The organism is Salinisphaera dokdonensis CL-ES53 (assembly GCF_040361215.1).
Lineage (GTDB): Bacteria > Pseudomonadota > Gammaproteobacteria > Nevskiales > Salinisphaeraceae > Salinisphaera > Salinisphaera dokdonensis.
Map to the genome: position 1 here is coordinate 340,751 of NZ_APND01000001.1, position 19,142 is coordinate 359,892.

Annotated in this window: 16 protein-coding genes, 1 tRNA gene and 1 pseudogene; 4 read left to right on the forward strand and 14 right to left on the reverse strand. The window is 63.8% G+C overall.

Annotated elements, in window-relative coordinates:
* Window positions 1-68: 68 nt before the first annotated feature.
* Window positions 69-1,478, reverse strand: coding sequence for a signal recognition particle protein (gene ffh / locus SADO_RS01555; protein WP_353108636.1), 1,410 nt, complete (start codon window positions 1,476-1,478; stop codon window positions 69-71).
* A 148-nt stretch (window positions 1,479-1,626) separates the two neighbouring features.
* On the opposite strand from ffh, the gene SADO_RS01560 reads away from it, so the two are divergent.
* Together SADO_RS01560 and SADO_RS01565 are read left to right on the forward strand one after the other, a co-directional pair.
* On the forward strand, window positions 1,627-2,430 hold the full coding sequence (locus tag SADO_RS01560) for a cytochrome C assembly family protein (protein ID WP_353108638.1): 804 nt from the start codon (window positions 1,627-1,629) through the stop codon (window positions 2,428-2,430).
* A gap of 80 nt (window positions 2,431-2,510) precedes the next feature.
* Window positions 2,511-3,869, forward strand: coding sequence for an HlyC/CorC family transporter (locus tag SADO_RS01565; protein ID WP_353108639.1), 1,359 nt, complete (start codon window positions 2,511-2,513; stop codon window positions 3,867-3,869).
* A 12-nt stretch (window positions 3,870-3,881) separates the two neighbouring features.
* Here the strand turns inward: SADO_RS01565 and radA are convergent, their stop codons facing one another.
* On the reverse strand, window positions 3,882-5,249 hold the full coding sequence (gene radA, locus SADO_RS01570) for a DNA repair protein RadA (protein WP_353108641.1): 1,368 nt from the start codon (window positions 5,247-5,249) through the stop codon (window positions 3,882-3,884).
* Between the two features lie 154 nt (window positions 5,250-5,403).
* Between radA and SADO_RS01575 the strand changes: the two genes are divergently transcribed.
* Complete coding sequence (locus tag SADO_RS01575) at window positions 5,404-6,393, forward strand: alpha/beta hydrolase (RefSeq protein ID WP_353108644.1); 990 nt, start codon at window positions 5,404-5,406, stop codon at window positions 6,391-6,393.
* An 8-nt stretch (window positions 6,394-6,401) separates the two neighbouring features.
* Here the strand turns inward: SADO_RS01575 and alr are convergent, their stop codons facing one another.
* The 8 genes and pseudogenes from alr to rnr all read right to left on the reverse strand — a co-directional run bounded on the left by alr (window position 6,402) and on the right by rnr (window position 14,233).
* Entirely contained in the window at window positions 6,402-7,469 is a 1,068-nt protein-coding gene (alr, locus tag SADO_RS01580; RefSeq protein ID WP_353108646.1) for an alanine racemase, read from the reverse strand.
* 31 nt (window positions 7,470-7,500) lie between these two features.
* Window positions 7,501-8,859, reverse strand: a complete 1,359-nt coding sequence (gene dnaB, locus SADO_RS01585) for a replicative DNA helicase (RefSeq protein ID WP_353108648.1) — start codon at window positions 8,857-8,859, stop codon at window positions 7,501-7,503.
* 293 nt (window positions 8,860-9,152) lie between these two features.
* Window positions 9,153-9,587 (reverse strand): annotated as a pseudogene (rplI, locus tag SADO_RS01590) (50S ribosomal protein L9); the annotation flags it as partial.
* Between the two features lie 9 nt (window positions 9,588-9,596).
* Window positions 9,597-9,827, reverse strand: coding sequence for a 30S ribosomal protein S18 (rpsR, locus tag SADO_RS01595; protein ID WP_006914321.1), 231 nt, complete (start codon window positions 9,825-9,827; stop codon window positions 9,597-9,599).
* 11 nt (window positions 9,828-9,838) lie between these two features.
* Window positions 9,839-10,198 carry a 30S ribosomal protein S6 gene (gene rpsF, locus SADO_RS01600; protein WP_353108650.1) on the reverse strand — a complete coding sequence of 120 codons (360 nt, stop codon included), beginning with the start codon at window positions 10,196-10,198 and terminating at the stop codon, window positions 9,839-9,841.
* Window positions 10,199-10,335: 137 nt separating this feature from the next.
* Window positions 10,336-11,094, reverse strand: coding sequence for a 23S rRNA (guanosine(2251)-2'-O)-methyltransferase RlmB (rlmB, locus tag SADO_RS01605; RefSeq protein WP_353108652.1), 759 nt, complete (start codon window positions 11,092-11,094; stop codon window positions 10,336-10,338).
* Window positions 11,095-11,168: 74 nt separating this feature from the next.
* Window positions 11,169-11,876 carry a YiaD family glycine zipper/OmpA-like lipoprotein gene (locus SADO_RS01610; protein ID WP_353108654.1) on the reverse strand — a complete coding sequence of 236 codons (708 nt, stop codon included), beginning with the start codon at window positions 11,874-11,876 and terminating at the stop codon, window positions 11,169-11,171.
* 8 nt (window positions 11,877-11,884) lie between these two features.
* Window positions 11,885-14,233 (reverse strand): ribonuclease R, encoded by a 2,349-nt coding sequence (gene rnr, locus SADO_RS01615; RefSeq protein ID WP_353108656.1) that lies wholly within the window; start codon window positions 14,231-14,233, stop codon window positions 11,885-11,887.
* Between the two features lie 98 nt (window positions 14,234-14,331).
* On the opposite strand from rnr, the gene SADO_RS01620 reads away from it, so the two are divergent.
* Window positions 14,332-14,418, forward strand: a tRNA-Leu gene (locus SADO_RS01620).
* 148 nt (window positions 14,419-14,566) lie between these two features.
* Here SADO_RS01620 and SADO_RS01625 read toward each other — a convergent pair.
* The 4 genes from SADO_RS01625 to SADO_RS01640 form a co-directional block, all read right to left on the reverse strand.
* Window positions 14,567-15,277: an amino acid ABC transporter ATP-binding protein gene (locus tag SADO_RS01625; protein ID WP_434547883.1), complete on the reverse strand. Its 711-nt coding sequence runs from the start codon at window positions 15,275-15,277 to the stop codon at window positions 14,567-14,569.
* A gap of 102 nt (window positions 15,278-15,379) precedes the next feature.
* Entirely contained in the window at window positions 15,380-16,486 is a 1,107-nt protein-coding gene (locus SADO_RS01630; protein WP_353108658.1) for an amino acid ABC transporter permease, read from the reverse strand.
* Window positions 16,487-16,488: 2 nt separating this feature from the next.
* A complete protein-coding gene (locus SADO_RS01635; RefSeq protein ID WP_353108660.1) occupies window positions 16,489-17,676 on the reverse strand; it encodes an amino acid ABC transporter permease in 1,188 nt (395 codons plus the stop codon).
* 102 nt (window positions 17,677-17,778) lie between these two features.
* Entirely contained in the window at window positions 17,779-18,801 is a 1,023-nt protein-coding gene (locus SADO_RS01640; RefSeq protein WP_353108662.1) for an amino acid ABC transporter substrate-binding protein, read from the reverse strand.
* Window positions 18,802-19,142: the final 341 nt, after the last annotated feature.

Sequence of the window (19,142 nt, forward strand, 5' to 3'; positions counted from 1 at the left end):
GCCAATCCATGAAAAAGGAAAGCGCCTTTGCGCATCGTGTCTTGAGACGCGGCGGCAGGCGCGCGGACTCAGCGCCCCATGCCCGGCGGCAAGCCACCGCCACCGCCCATGCCGGGCGGCATGCCGCCACCGGCACCGCCGCCCATGCCCTGCATGGCGCGCATCATCTTCTTCATGCCGCCACCCTTGAGCTTCTTCATCATCTTGCGCATCTGCATATGCTGCTTGAGCAGACGGTTGATGTCCTGGACCTGGGTACCCGAACCGCCGGCAATACGCCGTTTGCGCGATGCCTTGATCACGTCCGGGAACGAGCGCTCCTGCGCGGTCATCGAATCGACAATCGCGAGCATGCGCTTGACCTGGGTGTCGTCAGCGGCCGCCGCCATGCCCTTGGGCATCTGCCCGCCGCCGGGCATCTTTTCCATCAACGCGCCCAGGCCGCCCATTTCCTGCATCTGGCGCAGCTGATCGGCCATGTCGTTGAGATCGAAACCCTTGCCCTTCTTGAGCTTCTTGGCGAGCTTCTCGGCCTTGTCGCGATCGACCTTCTGTTCGGCTTCCTCGACCAGCGACAGCACGTCGCCCATGCCAAGGATGCGCGAGGCCACGCGATCCGGATGGAACGGCTCGAGCGCTTCGAGCTTTTCGCCCACACCCAGAAACTTGATCGGCTTGCCGGTGATCTGGCGCACGGACAGCGCCGCGCCGCCGCGAGCGTCGCCGTCGACCTTGGTGAGCACTACGCCGGTCAACGGCAGTGCATCGCCGAAGGCCTTGGCCGTATTGGCCGCGTCCTGGCCGGTCATGGCATCGACCACGAACAGCGTCTCAGCCGGGCTCAGCGCTTCGTTGAGGCCGCTGATCTCGGCCATCATCTTCTCGTCGATACCCAGGCGACCCGCGGTATCGACGATCAGTACGTCATAAAAACCCTTACGGGCAGCATCCATCGCCGATTTGGCGATCGCCAGCGGCTTGTCGCTGGATTGACTCGGGTGGAAATCGACCTCGACGTCCGCAGCGACACGCTTGAGCTGATCAATAGCCGCCGGGCGATAGACGTCGGTGGACACCACCAGCACGGATTTCTTCTCGCGCTGCTTGAGATAGCGCGCGAGCTTACCCGTGGAGGTGGTCTTGCCGGCGCCCTGCAGGCCCGCCATGAGCACGACGGCGGGCGGCTTGGCGCGCAGATCGAGGCTTTCGTTGGCCTCGCCGAGTAACGCGGTGAGCTCGTCCTTGACGATCTTGATCAGCGCCTGGCCGGGCGTGAGGCTGGTCATCACCTCGTTGCCGACCGCCCGCGCACGAATGTCGTCCACGAACTGCTTGACCACGGGCAGCGCCACGTCGGCCTCGAGCAACGCCATGCGCACTTCGCGCAGCGTCGCCTTGATGTTGTCTTCGGTCAGACGTCCGCGGCCGCGGATGGTCTGGAAACTGCGATTGAGCCGATCACTCAGACTGTCGAACATGCACGCGCTCGATCGATGGGGCTTTAAGGCCGCCCAGTATAACGGGGCAGACGCGCCCTGCATGCAAACCCGTGGGACTGTCTTTATTACGGCCCACGCAAATACGGCACAATGGCCCTCTATGGCGTTCGAGTCCCTTTGTTTCTAGATGGTGCTGGTCATCATTGAAGTACTGATCGCCGCGCTGGCCTATACCGGCGCGGCCGCCGCCGTGTGGCGCCATCTATCCAGTGGCGAGGCCTACTGGCATGTTACCGCACTCGCCGCGGTTGGCCTGGTTGCGCAGATCGGCTCGCTTGCGCATCTGAGCCTTCAGTCCGGCATGCTCGTGATCGGGCTCGGCACCGCCCTGTCGCTATTTGCCTGGCAAGCTGCGCTGCTGCTGTGGCTGTTCTCGCTGCGCGAATCGGTCGGCGCGCTGGGACTGGTGATCTATCCGCTGGCCGGCCTCTGCGGTCTGACAGCGCTTATCGTGCCGGACGCGCACAGCGCGACCGAATCGCTGGCCTGGCCGCTGCAGCTGCATATCCTGTTGTCCGTTCTGGCCTACGGCCTGCTCACGCTCGGCGCCGTCCAGGCCATCGTGCTCGCGCTTCAGCATCGTCAGCTGCGCCGCCGCCCGCCGTCCGGCCTGTTCACCCGCCTGCCGGCGCTCCAGACCATGGAAACGCTGCTGTTCCGCCTCATAGGCAGCGGCTTTTTCCTGCTCAGTCTCGCAATCGCCACGGGCGCGCTGTTCATCGACGACCTGTTCGCCCAGCACCTCGTACACAAGACGGTGCTGTCGCTGTTCGCCTGGCTGTTTTTCGCCGTACTGCTTTATGGCCGCTGGCGTTACGGCTGGCGCGGACGAGTCGCCGTGCGCGGCGCGTTGGCCGGCTACGCTCTGCTGGTGCTGGCCTATTTCGGCAGCAAGTTGGTGCTCGAGCTGATTCTAGGCGAACATTGGTAGTGCGCCTGCCGGACGCGCCTTACGCGCCCGGCTCTGAGATCGAACAAACGCGCACCTCCATTTGATTACGAGCTGACTTCTTGGACGCCATCTCGCTGCCGGTACTGTTCGGCACACTGATACTGATGCTCATGTTATCGGCCTTCTTCTCGGGTTCCGAGACCGGGCTGATGACACTCAACCGCTATCGCATGAAGCACCTGGCCAAGACCGGCCACGGCGGCGCTTCACGCGCGGCAAAACTGCTCGACCGCCCGGATCGGCTCATCGGCCTGATCCTGCTGGGCAACAATCTGGTCAATATCGCGGCGTCCGCGGTCGCCACCGTGATCGGCATCCGCCTATTCGGCGATGTCGGCGTGCTGGTGGCCACCATGTCGCTCACGGTTTTGGTCCTGATTTTTTCGGAAGTCACGCCGAAGACGCTGGCCGCATTGCACCCCGAACGCGTGGCCTTTCCCGCGTCGTACGTCTATACGCCGCTGCTGCGCGTCGCCTGGCCGGTGGTCATGGTGATCAACTGGGCCGGCAACGGCATCCTGCGCCTGTTCGGCGTCTCCGCCGACGATGTTGCGGCGCATTCGCTGTCCTCCGAGGAACTGCGCACGGTCGTCGCCGAGGCGGGCGCGATGATTCCGCGTCGACATCAGCAGATGCTGCTGTCGATCCTCGACATGGAGAAAGCCACGGTCGAGGACATCATGATCCCGCGCAACGAGATCGTGGGCATCGATATCAGCAAATCCTGGCCCGAGATTCTCGAGCAGCTGGTACACAACCAGCACACGCGCCTGCCGATCTTCGACGGCTCCATCGACGAGCTGGAAGGCATCGTGCACATGCGCCGCGTGCTTGCGCTGGTGTCCGAGGACAACCTCGACAAGGACGCGCTCCTCGATCTCGCCCGCGAACCCTATTTCGTACCCGAGGGCACGCCGCTCAACCAGCAGCTGCTGAACTTCCAGAACCAGCAGCGCCGGATCGGCTTCGTGGTCGACGAGTACGGGGATATCCAGGGCCTGGTCACGCTCGAGGACATACTCGAAGAGATCGTCGGCGAGTTCACCACCGACCCCGCCACCCGGGTGAAAAACGTCTATATGGATTCGGACGACAGCTATCTGGTCGACGGCACGGTCACGCTGCGTTCGATCAACCGCGCTATGGGCTGGAAGCTGCCGGTGGACGGTCCCAAGACCATGAACGGGCTGATCACCGAGCATCTGGAAACCATTCCCCAGCCGGGCACAAAGCTGAAAGTCGGCAAATACGTGCTCGAGATCGCCCAGACGCGCGCCAATCTGGTCCAGACGGTACGCGTGCGTCCACCCAAGCGCCGGGCGCGGCGGGCTGCGAACGAAAACACGGATCAGCCGAACGGCAAGTCGGACACCAAGGGCTCGAACGCGGACGACAAACGCACGTCCGCCGACCGCTGAACCCGCGCCGCGTCAGGCGACGGCGTCGATCGCCTCGCCCAGGCGCGCTACGCCGACAATCTCCATCTCGCCAACACGCTTGCTGCGCGGCGCGTTCGCCCGCGGCACGATTGCGCGGGTAAAGCCGTGCTTGGCGGCTTCCGCCAAGCGATCCTCGCCACCGGGCACGGGCCGAATCTCGCCGGCCAGGCCGATCTCGCCGAAAACCACCAGCCGCTCGCCCAGCGGCCGGTCGCGAAAACTCGACAGCGCGGCGAGAATCACGGCCAGGTCCGCCGCGGTCTCGGACACGCGCATGCCACCGACCACGTTCACGAACACATCCTGATCGCCCAGCGGTATGCCGCCGTGCCGGTGCAGAACCGCCAGCAGCATGGCCAGGCGCTGGCCGTCCGGCCCGAGCGCGACGCGGCGCGGATTATGCAGCTGCGAGCCGTCTACCAGCGCCTGCACCTCAACGAGCATGGGCCGCGAGCCTTCGCGCGTGACCATTACCGCGCTGCCCGGCACCGGCTCTTCATGGCGTGACAGGAAGATCGCGGACGGATTGGTCACCTGCTTGAGGCCCGCGTCCGACATCGCGAACACGCCCAACTCGTTGACGGCACCGAAACGATTCTTCACCGCACGAATCACGCGGAAGCGGCTCGATGCTTCGGCTTCGAAATAGAGCACGGTATCGACCATATGCTCGAGCACGCGCGGACCCGCGATCGTGCCTTCCTTGGTCACATGGCCCACCAGAATCAGCGCCGTACCCGTGGCTTTGGCAAAACGCACCAGCATCGAAGCCGACTCACGCACCTGCGACACACTGCCCGGCGCTGAGGTGATCGCCTGCGAAAACACGGTCTGCACCGAATCGATCACCACCAGCCGCGGCGCCTGTGGCTTGGCCAGTGCGAGCACGCGCTCGACGCAGGTTTCGGCGAGTACCGCCAGCTCGGCCTGATCCACGCCCAGACGCTGCGCGCGCAGATGCACCTGCTCCAGCGATTCCTCGCCGGTGACATAAAGCGCGGGAATAGCGGCCGACAATTGAGCGAGCACCTGTAGCAGCAGTGTGGACTTGCCGATACCCGGATCGCCGCCGATCAGGATGACCGAGCCCGGCACCAGCCCACCCCCGAGCACGCGATCCAGTTCCGACAGCCCGGTGGGCGTACGCGCGGTCTCTGCCGGGCGGATTGCGTTCAGTCTCTCGACCTGGGGCGCGGCCGTGCCGAAACTGGCAGGGGCGCTGGCGCCCGGTTTGGCGGGCGCGGCGGCCACACTTTCGACCAGCGTGTTCCAGGCACCGCAATCGCTGCATTGCCCTGCCCATTTCGCGTGGCTCGCGCCGCAGGATTCACATACGAAAACGTTCTTGTTGCGGGCCATGCGATTACGTCGGGTCGGAACAAACCGGCATACTAGGGCCTGTATTTCGACGATGCACGCGCGCTGTTCGTCGCGATGCGCGCCGATATACGCTCTACCGTGTCGTCGCGTGCCACAAACCGCGCGCCACGCCTGACTGATCTGCGAGGATTCAATGCACGAACGGCTGGATATCGATTTCGTCAGCGCCGGCACGACCTGCCGCGCCTGGTTCTATCCCGCGCGTACCGATGCCCTGCGAACCACGGAAGGCGTGCCCTGCGTGGTCATGGCCCACGGGCTGGGCGGCACGCGCGACGCCGGGCTCGAGCCCTACGCCGAGCGTTTCGCCAGCGCTGGCCTCGCTGTATTTCTGTTCGACTACCGCCATTTTGGCGCCAGCGACGGCGAACCGCGCCAGCTGTTGTCGGTACGCCGGCAACTGCACGATTGGAAAGTCGCGATCAGCGTCGCGCGCCGCCAGCTCGACGTGGATGCCGAACGCATCGCGCTCTGGGGCAGTTCGTTCTCGGGCGGCCACGTGATCGCGGCCGCCGCCCGCGACGGTGAAGTCGCCGCGGTGACGGCGCAGGGGCCGATGATGGACGGCCTCGCGGCGGTGACCAATCTCGCTTCCTATGCTGGAATCGTGAATCTGCTCAAACTCACCTGGGCCGGCATCCGCGATGCCATCAACAATCTTGCCGGCGCGGACCCCTACATGATCCCGATCGTCGGCCGCCCCGGCACGCTCGCCGTCATGACCAGCGAAGACGCCTACGACGGCTATCACGCCATCACCCCGCCCGACTGGCGCAACGAGGTCGCCGCCCGCTTCGCCCTGACCCTGGCCCTGTACCGACCCGGCAAGCGCGCCAACCGCCTTCCCTGCCCTGCGCTCATCCAGATCTGCGATGAAGACAGCGTCGCGCCGCCCTGGGCGGCCGAAGCGACCGCCTTGCATGCGGGCGACCGCGGTCGGGAGCGGCACTACAAGATCGGCCATTTCGATATCTACCGGAACGCGGGTTTCCGCCAGTCCAGCGCGGACCAGGTCGCGTTCTTCAACGAGCATCTGACACCGGCAGCGATGGAAATGCGGCGCCGCGAGCGTGGTCGCGCCAAGCGCGCGGATCGCGGAAAGAGTCCGATCAATCTCGGCTGATTCGCCGGCTAGACGACCTCGAAGCGCACCCGCGGCGTAAGTTGGCAGAACAATTCGTAGGCGATCGTATCGGCCTGACGCGCGATTTCGTCGACGTCGAGACCGCCGCCCCAGAGCGTCGCGCGATCACCGACTTTCGCATCAGGCGCGTCGCGCAGATCGACCGTGATCATATCCATGGATACGCGGCCGATCAGCGGTACGCGCACACCGTTGAACAACACCGGCGTGCCCGACGGCGCGTGACGTGGATAGCCGTCGCCGTAGCCGATGCCGATCACGCCGACATCCATATCCTCGGGCGTGCGCCAGGTCGCGCCATAGCCGATCATTTCGCCTTCCGGAATACGGTTGCGGGAGATCAGCGGTGCGGTGAGATGCATCGCGGGCTCGAGGCCGCAGTCGGCCGCGTTGCGATCCGACATGGGCGAGCTGCCGTAGAGCATGATCCCCGGGCGTACGATATCGACGTGGGACACCGGCCAAGCCAGCACACCGGCAGAATTGGCGATCGAGCGCAGCCCTGTCCGGCCTTGCGTCGCTGCGAAGAAATCCTCGAGCTGCGCCGGGGTTTCCGGCCGGCTCGGCTCGTCGCCGCAGGCCAGATGGGTCAGCCAGCCGGCGATAGCGACAGTGTTCAGGTCGGCGATCCGTGTCTCGATCTCCTCGGCACGGCTACTGGCGAAGCCGAGTCGATGCATACCGCTGTCGAGCTTGATCCAAACCGTAATTGGCGGGCCGACGTGCCGGGTCAGTGCGTCGATCTGGCTATCGTGAAAAACCACGATCTCGAGGCGGTGCTCGGCAGCTTGATCGCAAACCGTCGCGTCGAGCTGCTGGGAAAGCATGGCGACCGGCTTTTCGATGCCGGCCCAACGCAGCTGTAGCGCTTCGTCCAGACTGGAAACCGCGAAGCCATCGGCATCGGCCAACGCCTGCGCAACGGTTACCGCGCCGTGGCCGTAGCCGTCCGCCTTGACCGCGGCATAGACGCGGCTCGTTGGCGCCAACTCGCGAACCCGCGACAGGTTGTGCGCCAGGGCCGCGCGGTTGATGACTGCGTGGGCGCGAATCACGCGGGGATACCGGTTTCGTGCATGAGCCGCATCATTCCATGAAGTCTTCGTCGTCGTACTGTTCCTGCAGATTCTCGAACCGCGTGAAATGCGACAGGAAGGCCGTGCGCGCCACGCCCAACGGGCCGTTACGCTGCTTGCCGATGATGATCTCGGCCACGCCCTTGTCCGGCGTGTCCTCGTTATAGACCTCGTCGCGGTAGACGAACATGATCACGTCGGCGTCCTGCTCGATACCACCGGACTCACGCAGATCCGACATGCGCGGACGCTTGTTGTCGCGCTGTTCGACCTGGCGGTTGAGCTGGGAGAGCGCGATCACCGGCACGTCCAGTTCCTTGGCCAGAGCCTTGAGCGAACGTGAGATCTCGGAGATTTCGTTGGTACGGTTCTCGCTCGTGCCAGGCACCTGCATCAGCTGCAGATAATCGACCATGACCAAGCCGATATCGTGCTCGCGCTTGAGACGCCGCGCACGCGCGCGCAACTCACTGGGCGACAGTGCCGGCGTGTCATCGATGAAAAGCCGCGCGTTCTCGTTCATGATCCCGATCGCGGACGTAATCTTGGGCCAGTCGTCCTCCGTGAGCTGACCGGAGCGCAGCCGCGACTGGTCGATACGCCCCCATGACGAGATCATACGAATGACGAGCTGCTCGGCCGACATTTCCAGCGAGAACACGGCGACCGGCACCTTCTCCTTGATCGCGACGTTCTCGACGATATTCATCGCGAAACTGGTCTTGCCCATGGAGGGGCGCCCGGCGAGGATCAGCAGATCCGAGGGCTGCAGACCATTGGTCATCTTGTCGAAGTTGTTCAGCCCCGTGGGCAGGCCCGAGAACGAGCCTTCCTGCTGAACCAGCCGCTCGATCCGATTGACTGCCTTGGTGAGGATCGAATTCAGCCCCTGCGGGCCCTCGCCGCCACGCCGGCCACGCTCGGCGATGGCGAATATCTCTTTCTCCGCGGATTCGAGCAGATCGGCGGCGCTCTGGCCCTGGGTATCGAAACCCATGGTGGTGATCGAGTCACCCGCGCGAATGAGCTGGCGCATGACCGAACGCTCGCGCACGATATCGGCGTAGGCCTTGATATTGGCAGCACCGGGAATATCTGCCGCGAGATTACCCAGATAGGTGGCACCGCCTGCCTTTTCTAGAATGCCGCGGCTACGCAGCCATTCGGTCAGCGTGACGAGATCACGCGGCTGACCGGTATCGGCGAGATCGGCCAGGCCGCGGAACAGCAGCCGATGATCTTCGCGGTAGAAGTCGTCCTCGTTGATGCTCCCGGCGATCTCGTCCCAGGCACGTTCGGACAACAACAGCCCGCCAATCACGGATTGCTCGGCTTCTATGGAATGCGGTGGCAGCTTGGCTTCGGCCATGGGCTCGGCGTGACTCGGCAGGAGTGGAGCTGAAGTTTACGCAAGGCGCAGACCAAAAAAAACGCCGCCCGAAGGCGGCGTTCCTTTTCACGCGATTGGCGTCGCGATCAGGACTGGTCGTCCTCTTCAGCGCGCTCTTCGAGCGGCGCGTCGGCTTCGGTACCAGTCTCGTCGGCCGGCTCACCGGCATCTTCGACACGCTCGCCGTCGAGTTCGTCGGCGGTCGCATCTTCTTCAGCGGCGTCCGCGCCACGACGCGGCGGCATGTTGATGCCCATGTCGGTCTTCTGAGCGACGATCACGGTGACCTCGACCTCGACCTCGGCATGCAGCTGCAGCAGCGTGGTGTACTCGCCGACGACACGGATCGTGCCTTCGGTAAGCGTGACTTCCTTCGGGTTGACCTCGACGCCTTCCTGGGTGATGGCGTCGGAGATCTCCTGCGGACCTACCGAACCGAACAGCTTGCCTTCATCACTCGCACGCATGGCGATGATGTATTCCTTGCCACGCAGCTGATCGGCACGTGCGTTGGCACGGTCCTCACGCTCCTGCGAAGCGGCCTGCAGCTCGGAGCGACGCTCCTCGAAGACCGTCAGGTTGGCCTTGGTCGCCGGCAGCGCAATGCCGCGCGGCATCAGGAAATTACGGCCGTAACCCGGACGGACGGTGACGGTATCGCCCAGGTCGCCGAGGTTGCGGACTTTCTGTAGCAGAATGACTTCCACGATAGCCTCCTAGGACGAATGCCGGTCGGTGTACGGCAGCAGCGCCAGAAAACGCGCGCGCTTGACGGCGGTGGACAGCTGACGCTGATAACGGGCGGCCGTGCCGGTGATGCGGCTCGGCACGATCTTGCCGGTTTCGGTGACGTACTGCTTGAGGGTCTCGATATCCTTGTAATCGATCTCCTCGACGCCTTCAGCAGTGAACTTGCAGAAACGACGGCGGCGGAAAAAACGGGCCATGGCGATGCTCCTTAGCTGGCAGCGGCGGCGGGCTTGCGGTCGCCGCGATCATCGGCGTTCTTGGCAAGCGGGGACGGATCGGTGTCGGCCTTGTGGCGCGCAACGACCATGTGACGAAGCACGGCATCGTTGAAGCGGAACGCGTCTTCGAGTTCCTCACGGGCCGATTGCGAGCATTCCACGTTCAGCAGAACGTAGTGCGCCTTGTGGATCTTGGTGATCGGATAGGCCAGCTGACGACGGCCCCAGTCTTCATGACGATGAATCTGGCCGCCGTCGTTCTCGATGATGCCGCGATACTTCTCGACCATCGCCGGCACCTGTTCGCTCTGGTCCGGATGGACCAGGAACACGATTTCATAGTGTCGCATTGTGTTTCCTTTCGGGTTGCAGCCCCCGGTTCGACCCAGTTGGGATCGCCGTGGAGCAAGGACTGCGGCGCGGACGCCGCGAGGCGCGGTATTCTAAGGGCTTGACGGCCCCAGCGCAATGCGCGTGGCGCTGGTACTCAGCTCGGCTGCGGCACACGCCGCTGACGCACGGCCTCAAACAGTGCGACGCCGGTCGCGACCGAAACGTTCAGGCTTTCCACGTCCGCCGCCATGGGGATCGATACGAGGGAATCGCACTGCTTGGCAGTGAGTTGGCGAATGCCCTTCTCTTCCCCGCCCGCGACCAGCACGAGGCGATCCGGCAGCGTCGTGTCGTAAATCGAAGCTTCAGCTTCGCCGTCGAGGCCAATAGCCCAGAACCCTTCGTCCTGCAGTCGTGCAATCGCGCGAGTCAGGTTGGTTACCGGCACGAATGGCACGCGCTCGGCACCCCCGGCCGACACCTTGCGCACGGCCGCTGTCAGGCCGGCTGCGCGCTTGCGCGGTGCAAGCACGGCGGTCACCCCGGCGGCGGCAGCGCTCCGCAGACAGGCGCCGAGATTGTGCGGGTCCTGCACTTGATCGAGCACGAGCACCCACGGCCGTTCGGCCGCGGCCAACAGGTCAGGCAGATCGGATTCGCGCTGTTCCTGCGCCATTTCACGCTCGGCGATACAGCCCTGGTGGCGGACATCCGGCAGCATCTTGTCGAGTGCGGCGAGATCCGCGCTCTCGATTGCGACACCGCGCTCGTCGGCGGCCACGCGCAGCGCTTCGGCCCGGCCGTCGCGCCGGCCGCTCGCCAGCCAGATACGCAGGAGTGGTCGACCTTTTTCGAGGGCGGCCATCACGGCATGAAAACCGCCGATCAGGCCCTGTTCGTCTGCGCTCGTCACGTTACTGCCCCGCTGCAAATAAAGAAGCCCGGCAGCGCCGGGCTTCATCGATCATTGTATCGCCGTCGGATCGATCAGGAACCGAGATACGGCGGTTCGGAGAACGCCTGCGATTCCTGGCCTTCGACAATCGGCTTGATCACGATATCCACGCGACGGTTTTCGGCACGACCCTGTTCGGTGTCGTTGGTCGCAATCGGCTCGGCCTCACCACGGCCCCAGGTCAGCAGACGCTGGGTATTCACGCCGCCGGCGGTAAGCGCCTGAGCGACGGCCTGGGCGCGCTGCTGCGAAAGCTTCTGGTTGTACTCGTCGCTGCCGCTGCTGTCGGTATGGCCGACCACGTGAATCGCGGTCTTGTCGTAGTCCTTGAGCGTGGTCGCGATCTTGTTGAAGGTGGTCTGCGCACTGCCGGACAGCGTCGAACTGTCGACCGCGAAGGAGGCATCGCTCGCCACCCCGATCTTGAGCGCATCACCGTCGAGACGGGTCAGATTGAGCACGTCGCGGGCCTGCTCGGCCTTGAGCTTCTCGTTGAGCTCTTTCTGCTGGTTGTCCATGTAGCGACCGGAGGCACCGCCGGCCAGCGCACCGATGGCCGCACCGATCGCAGCGTTGGTGCCGGACTTGTCGCCCAGCTGCGACCCGGCGATACCACCGAGCACAGCGCCGACGCCAGCGCCGATCTTGGTCTTGCGATTCGGGTCACCCGCGCAGGCCGTCACGAACAGCGTCGTGCACAGCAGGGCAGCCAGGATCAGGGCGGAATTCTTACGGGTCATTGACCGGTTCATTGACTCTTACCTCGTTTGCTTTGTCGGCGCGGCTTGCCGGAGGACTTGCCCTTGCTGGACTTGCCCTGATTGGACTTACCCGGGCCCGGCTTGCCCTTGTCGGACTTTCCGGAGCCGGGCTTGTTCCCCGGCTTGCCGCGTTTGCTGGCCGCGCTGTCGGGCTCGACCAGTTCGAAATCGATCTTGCGCTCGTCCAGATCGACGCGCGCGACCTTGACCTTCATCTTGTCGGCCAGACGGTGTACCACGCCTGAACGCTCGCCGCGCAGGCAGCGCGACTGGGCATCGAAGTGGTAATAGTCGTTCGACAGGCTCGAAACGTGAACCAGGCCGGTGGCATAAATGCCGTCGAGTTCCACGAACAGGCCGAATGCGGTCACGCCGGTGACGGTGCCCTCGAAAGTCTGGCCCAGCGAATCGCTCATGTATTCGCATTTCAGCCAGTCGTCGACATCGCGGGTGGCGTCGTCGGCGCGTTTCTCGGCTTCGGAGCAGACCGTGCCGAGGCTCTCCATCGCGCCGACGTCGTAATCGAAGTCCTTCGGCTTGCCGCGCGCTTCCAGATGCTTGATCGCACGGTGCGCGAGCAGATCGGGATAGCGCCGGATCGGCGACGTGAAGTGGGCGTAGTTCTCCAGCGCGAGACCGAAATGACCGTCGTTGTGCGGCGTATACACCGCGCGCGACAGGCTGCGCAGCATCACGGTCTGGATCAGATGCGCATCGCTGCGGTCGGCGACCGATGCCAGAAGGCTCGCGTAGTCCGCCGCCTGCGGATCGTTGCCGCCCGGTAGCGACAGGCCGCGCTCGGCCAGGAACGCCCGCAGATCTTCCAGTGCGTCCGCCGCCGGCCCACTGTGGGCTCGGTACAGCAGCGGCATGCGCTTTTTCGACAGATGCGTGGCCGTGGCGACGTTCGCCGCGATCATGCATTCCTCGATGATCTTGTGCGCGACGTTGCGCTCGGTTGGCACGATGCGCTGGATCTTGCGATCTTCGTTAAAGACGATGCGCGTGGCCGTGGTCTCGAATTCGATCGCGCCACGTTCGCGCCGCTGGGCGAGCAACGCGTCGTAAAGCCCGTTGAGATTCGCCAGCGGCTTCGCGAGATCGCGATACCGGTCCGGAATGTTGTCCGGATTTTCCAGCCAGTCGGCGACCTGTTCGTAGAGCAGCCGTGCATGCGAGCGAATCACCGCCGAATAGAAACGGCTCGACCGCATGCGCCCCTGCTTGTCGAGGCGCATCTCGCAGACCAGCGCCAGCCGGTCGACTTCCGGATTGAGCGAACACAGCCCGTTGGACAGCGCCTCGGGCAGCATCGGCACGACATGATCGGGGAAATACACCGACGTCGCGCGGCGCTGGGCTTCCTCGTCAAGCGCGGAATTCGGCTTCACATAGGACGACACGTCGGCGATAGCAACCCAGAGCCGCCAGCCACGCGGCGTCTTGCGCGCATAGACAGCATCGTCGAAATCGCGCGCGTCGGCGCCGTCGATGGTGACCAGCGGCAGGTCGCGCAGATCGGTGCGGCCTTTCTTGTCCTTCTCGGCAACGGCATCGCCGAAGGACTCGGCCTCAGCCAATGCGTCGGCCGGCCATTCGTACGGAATGCCGTGCGAGCGCATCGCGATATCGATTTCCATGCCCGGCGCCATGCGATCGCCCAGCACCTCGACGACGGAACCGATCGGCTGCACGCGCTTGGACGGCGGCTCGACGATGCGCACGGTGACCATCTGGTTGTGCTCGGCGCCGTTGCGATCGGCCTCGGGCACACGGATATCGTGGGCGATACGCGCGTTGTCCGGCACGACGTGGCATACGCCACGCTCTTCTACGAACCGGCCAACGACCGACTCGTTCACGCGCTCGAGCACTTCCGCTACACGCCCTTCCCTGCGCCCGCGGTTGTCGCGGCCGACGATACGTACCACCGCACGGTCACCGTGCATGAGCAGGCGCATCTGGCGGGGATTGAGGAAGACGTCGTCTTCGTCGCCGTTGTCGGGGATCAGAAAGCCGAAGCCATCGCGATGGCCCTGTACGCGACCGCGCACCAGATCCATCTTGTCGAGCGGGCCTAGCGCGCCGCGGCGGTTTTCGAGCAGCTGGCCGTCGCGCAGCATGGCGCGCAGGCGGTGGTCGAACGCCTCGGCGGCATCACCGGTCAATTCGTAGAGCGCGGTGAGCTCGGCCCAGGTCAGCGGGCGGCCCGCGTCGGCCAGATCGTCGAGGACGAGCTGACGGCTTGGAACCGGTTCGGCGTAGCTGCCTTTCTCGTGTTTGAACTGTGGATCGCGATCGCGCCAGTCGGCGCCACCGCTCGTTTTCTTATTCAAGATGTTGCTCCATATCCGCGCACGATACCGCAACTGGACAAAGGCACAAGGAAAGATTGACAAGCGCCGGGCCAATCGATAAATTGCGCGCTCTTCGGGCCCAGGTGGCGGAATTGGTAGACGCGCTAGCTTCAGGTGCTAGTGAGCTAACGCTCGTGGAGGTTCAAGTCCTCTCCTGGGCACCAAGCTCGAATCAACGGCAGGCGTTCGCAGACATGCAACGCCCGCCGGCAAGAAAGGCCGTGTCGACCGACGCGGCCTTTTTTTATGCCTGGCTCGTGAAGATCAGCTGCCCTGACGCCCCCTCGATGACACCCTGCCCGCCTCCGGGCATCAGTGATCGAGAATCTGCTCCAGGAACTGCCGGGTACGCGGCTCGCGCGGGTTGCCGAAGAACTCCGTGGGCGGCGCCTGCTCGACGATCTCGCCGCCGTCCATGAAGATCACGCGGTCGGCCACGGTCTTGGCGAAGCCCATCTCGTGGGTCACGCAAAGCATGGTCATGCCGCTTTCGGCAAGCTCGATCATCGTATCCAGTACTTCCTTGATCATCTCCGGGTCCAGCGCGGACGTTGGCTCGTCGAACAACATGATCTTGGGGTTCATGCACAGCGAGCGCGCGATCGCGACCCGCTGCTGCTGCCCACCCGAGAGCTGACCGGGATACTTGTCGGCCTGTTCCGGAATCTTGACGCGCTCCAGGTATTTCATCGCGTCTGCCTCGGCCTGCTTGCGCGGTGTCTTGCGCACCCAGATCGGCGCCAGCACGCAGTTCTCCAGCACGGTCAGATGCGGGAACAGGTTGAAGTGCTGGAACACCATGCCGACTTCGCGGCGTACGGTCTCGATGTTCTTGACGTCGGCGTTGAGTTCGATGCCGTCCACCGCAATCCGGCCCTGTTGATGGGCCTCCAGATGGTTGAGGCAGCGAATGAACGTCGACTTGCCCGACCCCGACGGGCCGCAGATCACGATGCGCTCGCCGCGGCTGACTTCCAGATTCAGATCCTTGAGCACGTGGAACTGGCCGAACCACTTGTGCATGCCCTCGACCCGAATGATGACCTCGTCCGCTGCGGCCGAGGCCACGGATACCGAGTCATCGGTCATGGGTGTTTCGCTTTCGGTATGCATCAGGCCTGTCCTCTAGTTGCGATGGCCGGTGTCGAGCTTGCGCTCGAGGTTCTGGCTGTAGCGCGATATGCCGAAGCAGAACACCCAGAAACAGAAGGCCACGAAGACATAGCCTTCGGTGGCGACATTGCGCCAAGCCGGATCAATGATCGTCGACTGCACTGTGCCCAGCACGTCGAACAGACCGATGATCAGCACCAGCGTCGTGTCCTTGAACAGCGCGATGAACGTGTTGACGATGCCGGGAATCACGAGCTTGAGCGCCTGCGGCAGGATCACCAGGCCCATCTTGCGCGCATAGCTCAGCCCCAGCGCGTCGGCGGCTTCGTACTGCCCCTTGGGAATCGCCTGCAGGCCGCCGCGGATCACCTCGGCCATATAAGCCGACCAGAACAGCGTGATGCCGATCATGGCGCGCATGAGCTTGTCGAAAGTCACGCCTTCCGGCAGGAACAGAGGCAGCATCACCGAAGCCATGAACAGCACGGTGATCAACGGCACGGCACGCCAGACCTCGATGAAGACCACCGACAGACCGCGGATGATGGGCATGGTCGAGCGCCGGCCCAGCGCCAGCAGGATACCGATGGGCAGCGAGGCCAGGATGCCGCCATAGGCCAGTACGAGCGTGAGCGTGAGCCCACCCCAGCGCGTGGTCTGCACGGGCTCCAGCCCGAAGACACCGCCACCGATCAGGATGAACGCAACGATCGGAAAGCCAGTCAGCGCAAAGATACCCAGCCACTTGCGCCCGGGAAAGCCGCCGACGAACTGCGGCACCAGCAGCAGTAACATCATCACGTAGCAGATATTCACCCGCCAGCGCTCGACCTCGGGATAGAAGCCGTAGATGAAAAAACCGATCCGCTGCTGCACGAATACCCAGCAGGCGCCCTCACCGTCGCAGGCATCGGCGCTATCGCCGAAGAAACGCGCATCGAACAGCGCCCATTCGAGTGCTGGGAGTACGGTCTTGACCAGCACATAGAGCACGGCGAGCGTCAGCAGGCCGTTGATCCAGCTCGAGAACAGATTCTCACGCAGCCAGCCGACAACGCCCGCGCGGGTATTCGGGGGCGGCAGATCCGGACTGGGTCGATGTGGCGCTGTGGAACTCATCGCTAACGTTCCTCGAGCGCTACCGCGCGGTTATAGATATTCATCACCAGCGAGATCACCAGACTGATCACCAGATAAACCGCCATCGTCATCGCCACGATCTCCACCGCCTGGCCGGTCTGATTGAGCGTCGTACCCATGAATACCGCAACCAGATCCGGGTAGCCGATGGCGGTCGCCAGTGACGAGTTCTTGGTCAGGTTCAGATATTGGGAGGTCAGCGGCGGCACGATCACGCGCATCGCCTGGGGTATGACCACGCGACGCAGAATCACGCCGCGGCGCAGACCCAATGCCTGGGCGGCCTCGGTCTGGCCATGGCTGACCGCGAGAATGCCCGAACGCACCGTCTCCGCGATGAAGGCCGCGGTATAGATGGTGAGCGCGGCGAGCAGCGCCGCAAGCTCGGGAATGACCACGATGCCGCCGCGAAAATTGAAACCCTTCAACGCCGGCAGCTCCCATCCCACCGGTACGCCGAGCGCGATACAGGCGGCGCCGGGAATGAGGATCAGCAGTGCCAGCGATGCGCGAAGCACGGGAAAACGCCGGCCCGTACGATCCTGGCGCCGCCCTGCCCAGAAGCGCAGGGCAAAAACCAGAAGCACTGCCACGACGACGGCAGCGAACAGCCAGCCCGCGCCGTCGAGAAAATCGGCCCGCGGCATGTAGAGGCCACGGTTGTTGAGAAAGAAAAGATCGCCGAGCGACAGGCTCTCTCGCGGCGACGGCACGGTACGCAGCACCGCGAAATACCAGAAGAAAATCTGCAGCAACAACGGGATGTTGCGCACGACCTCGATATAGGCCAACGCGATCTTTGCGACCAGCCAATTGCTGGACAGCCGCGCGATACCGATGACAAAGCCGAGGATCGTGGCGAGCACGATTCCGAGCCCCGAAACCAGCAATGTATTGAGCAGACCAACCCAGAAGGTGCGCCCGTACGACATGGTCTCGTCGTAGGGCAGCAGGCTCATCACGATGCCGAAGCCTGCCGGCTGATCCAGAAAGCCGAAGCCGGTGCTGATACCCCGGCTGTCCATGTTGGACAACGTGTTGGAGAACAGCGACCAGCCAAACCAGATGACCGCAGCCAGTGCGACGGCCTGAAAAACCAGGGCCCGCACGCGCGGATCGTTCCATATCCGCCGGTTTGACGCGGCGGCCGGTGAAGTCGGTTCTGTCATGTGCGCGGAGTCGATCCTGTGGGACATCGAAGACGGGCAAGGCTGCCCGCCGGGCCGGCGCCGCCACTCAGGCGACGCCGGCCTGCATCACGACTGACCGGCTCAGCGCAGCGGCGGCGCGTACATCACGCCACCATCGGTCCAGAGCGCGTTCACGCCACGATCAAGCCCTACCGCGGTATCCGGGCCCACATTGCGATCGAACATCTCGGCGTAGTTGCCGACCTCACGGATGATGTCCGCACCGAACTCGTCGGACAGGCCGAGCTTGGCGCCCATATCGCCCGACGAACCCAACAAACGGGCAACCGAGGGATCGTCGGAGTCCATCATGTCGTCGACGTTATCCGACGTAATACCGAGTTCTTCGGCGTTGACCTGCGTGAACAGCGACCACTTCACGATGTTGAACCAGGCATCGTCGCCCTGACGCACGACCGGGCCGAGCGGTTCCTTGGAGATGGTCTCCGGCAGGATCACGGCACTGGACGGATCGGTCAGCTTGGTGCGCAGCGCGGCCAGTTGGGACCGATCGGAGGTGAGCACGTCGCAGCGATTTGCGGCGAAGCCCTGCACGGTCTGGTCCGAGGTATCGAAGACGAGCGCGTCATATTCCATGCCGTTGGCACGGAAGTAGTCGGCGAGGTTCAGTTCGGTGGTCGTGCCGGACTGGATACAGATCGTCGCGCCGTCGAGCTGTTCGGCCGACTCGACTTTGATTGCCTTACGGACCAGAAAGCCCTGCCCGTCGTAGTAGTTCACGCCGGCGAAATTCAGACCCAGGGATGTATCGCGGGTCAGCGTCCATGTGGTGTTGCGCACCAGAACATCGACCTCGCCCGACTGCAGGGCGGTGAAGCGCTCCTTGGCGGTCAAGGGCGTGAATTGCACCTTGTCACCATCGCCGAAGATGGCAGCCGCGATGCCGCGACAGGTATCAACATCGATGCCGGTCCACTTGCCGTCCTGATCCGGCTGCGAGAAGCCGGGCAACCCGGTACTCACGCCACACTGCAGATGCCCCCGATCCTCGACGCTTTCGAGCGTCGTGGCCGCTGTGGCCGTAGTAGCTGCGGCCGCAGCCAACAAACCCAGGCCCCCGACGATCTTGGTGATATTCCGCATTAGCATTCCCCCTGCTTTATATGGATCGAATATCCAATTCGAACTTAGCAAGCGCTATGCCAATCGGTCGATATTGCGTTCACGATGCAAACAGACGGGAAACGCACGGTAATTGTGCAGTACAGCGGCGATTCTTCTGATTGCCTGCAACCTTTCGGTGCGGGCGTTGAGATGCGACGACCCGTTGCCAGAATTGCAGCATCGAGAGCTGGAGCAGCGGCTCAAACAGGTTCGTCGATTGCCCGCCAATACTTTTTAATCAACCAGTTAGGGCCACCCCTGATGCAAACGCTTCAAGCCGGCGCTTGCCGGAGCGTGCCACCCCGACGCGGTCGCCGAAC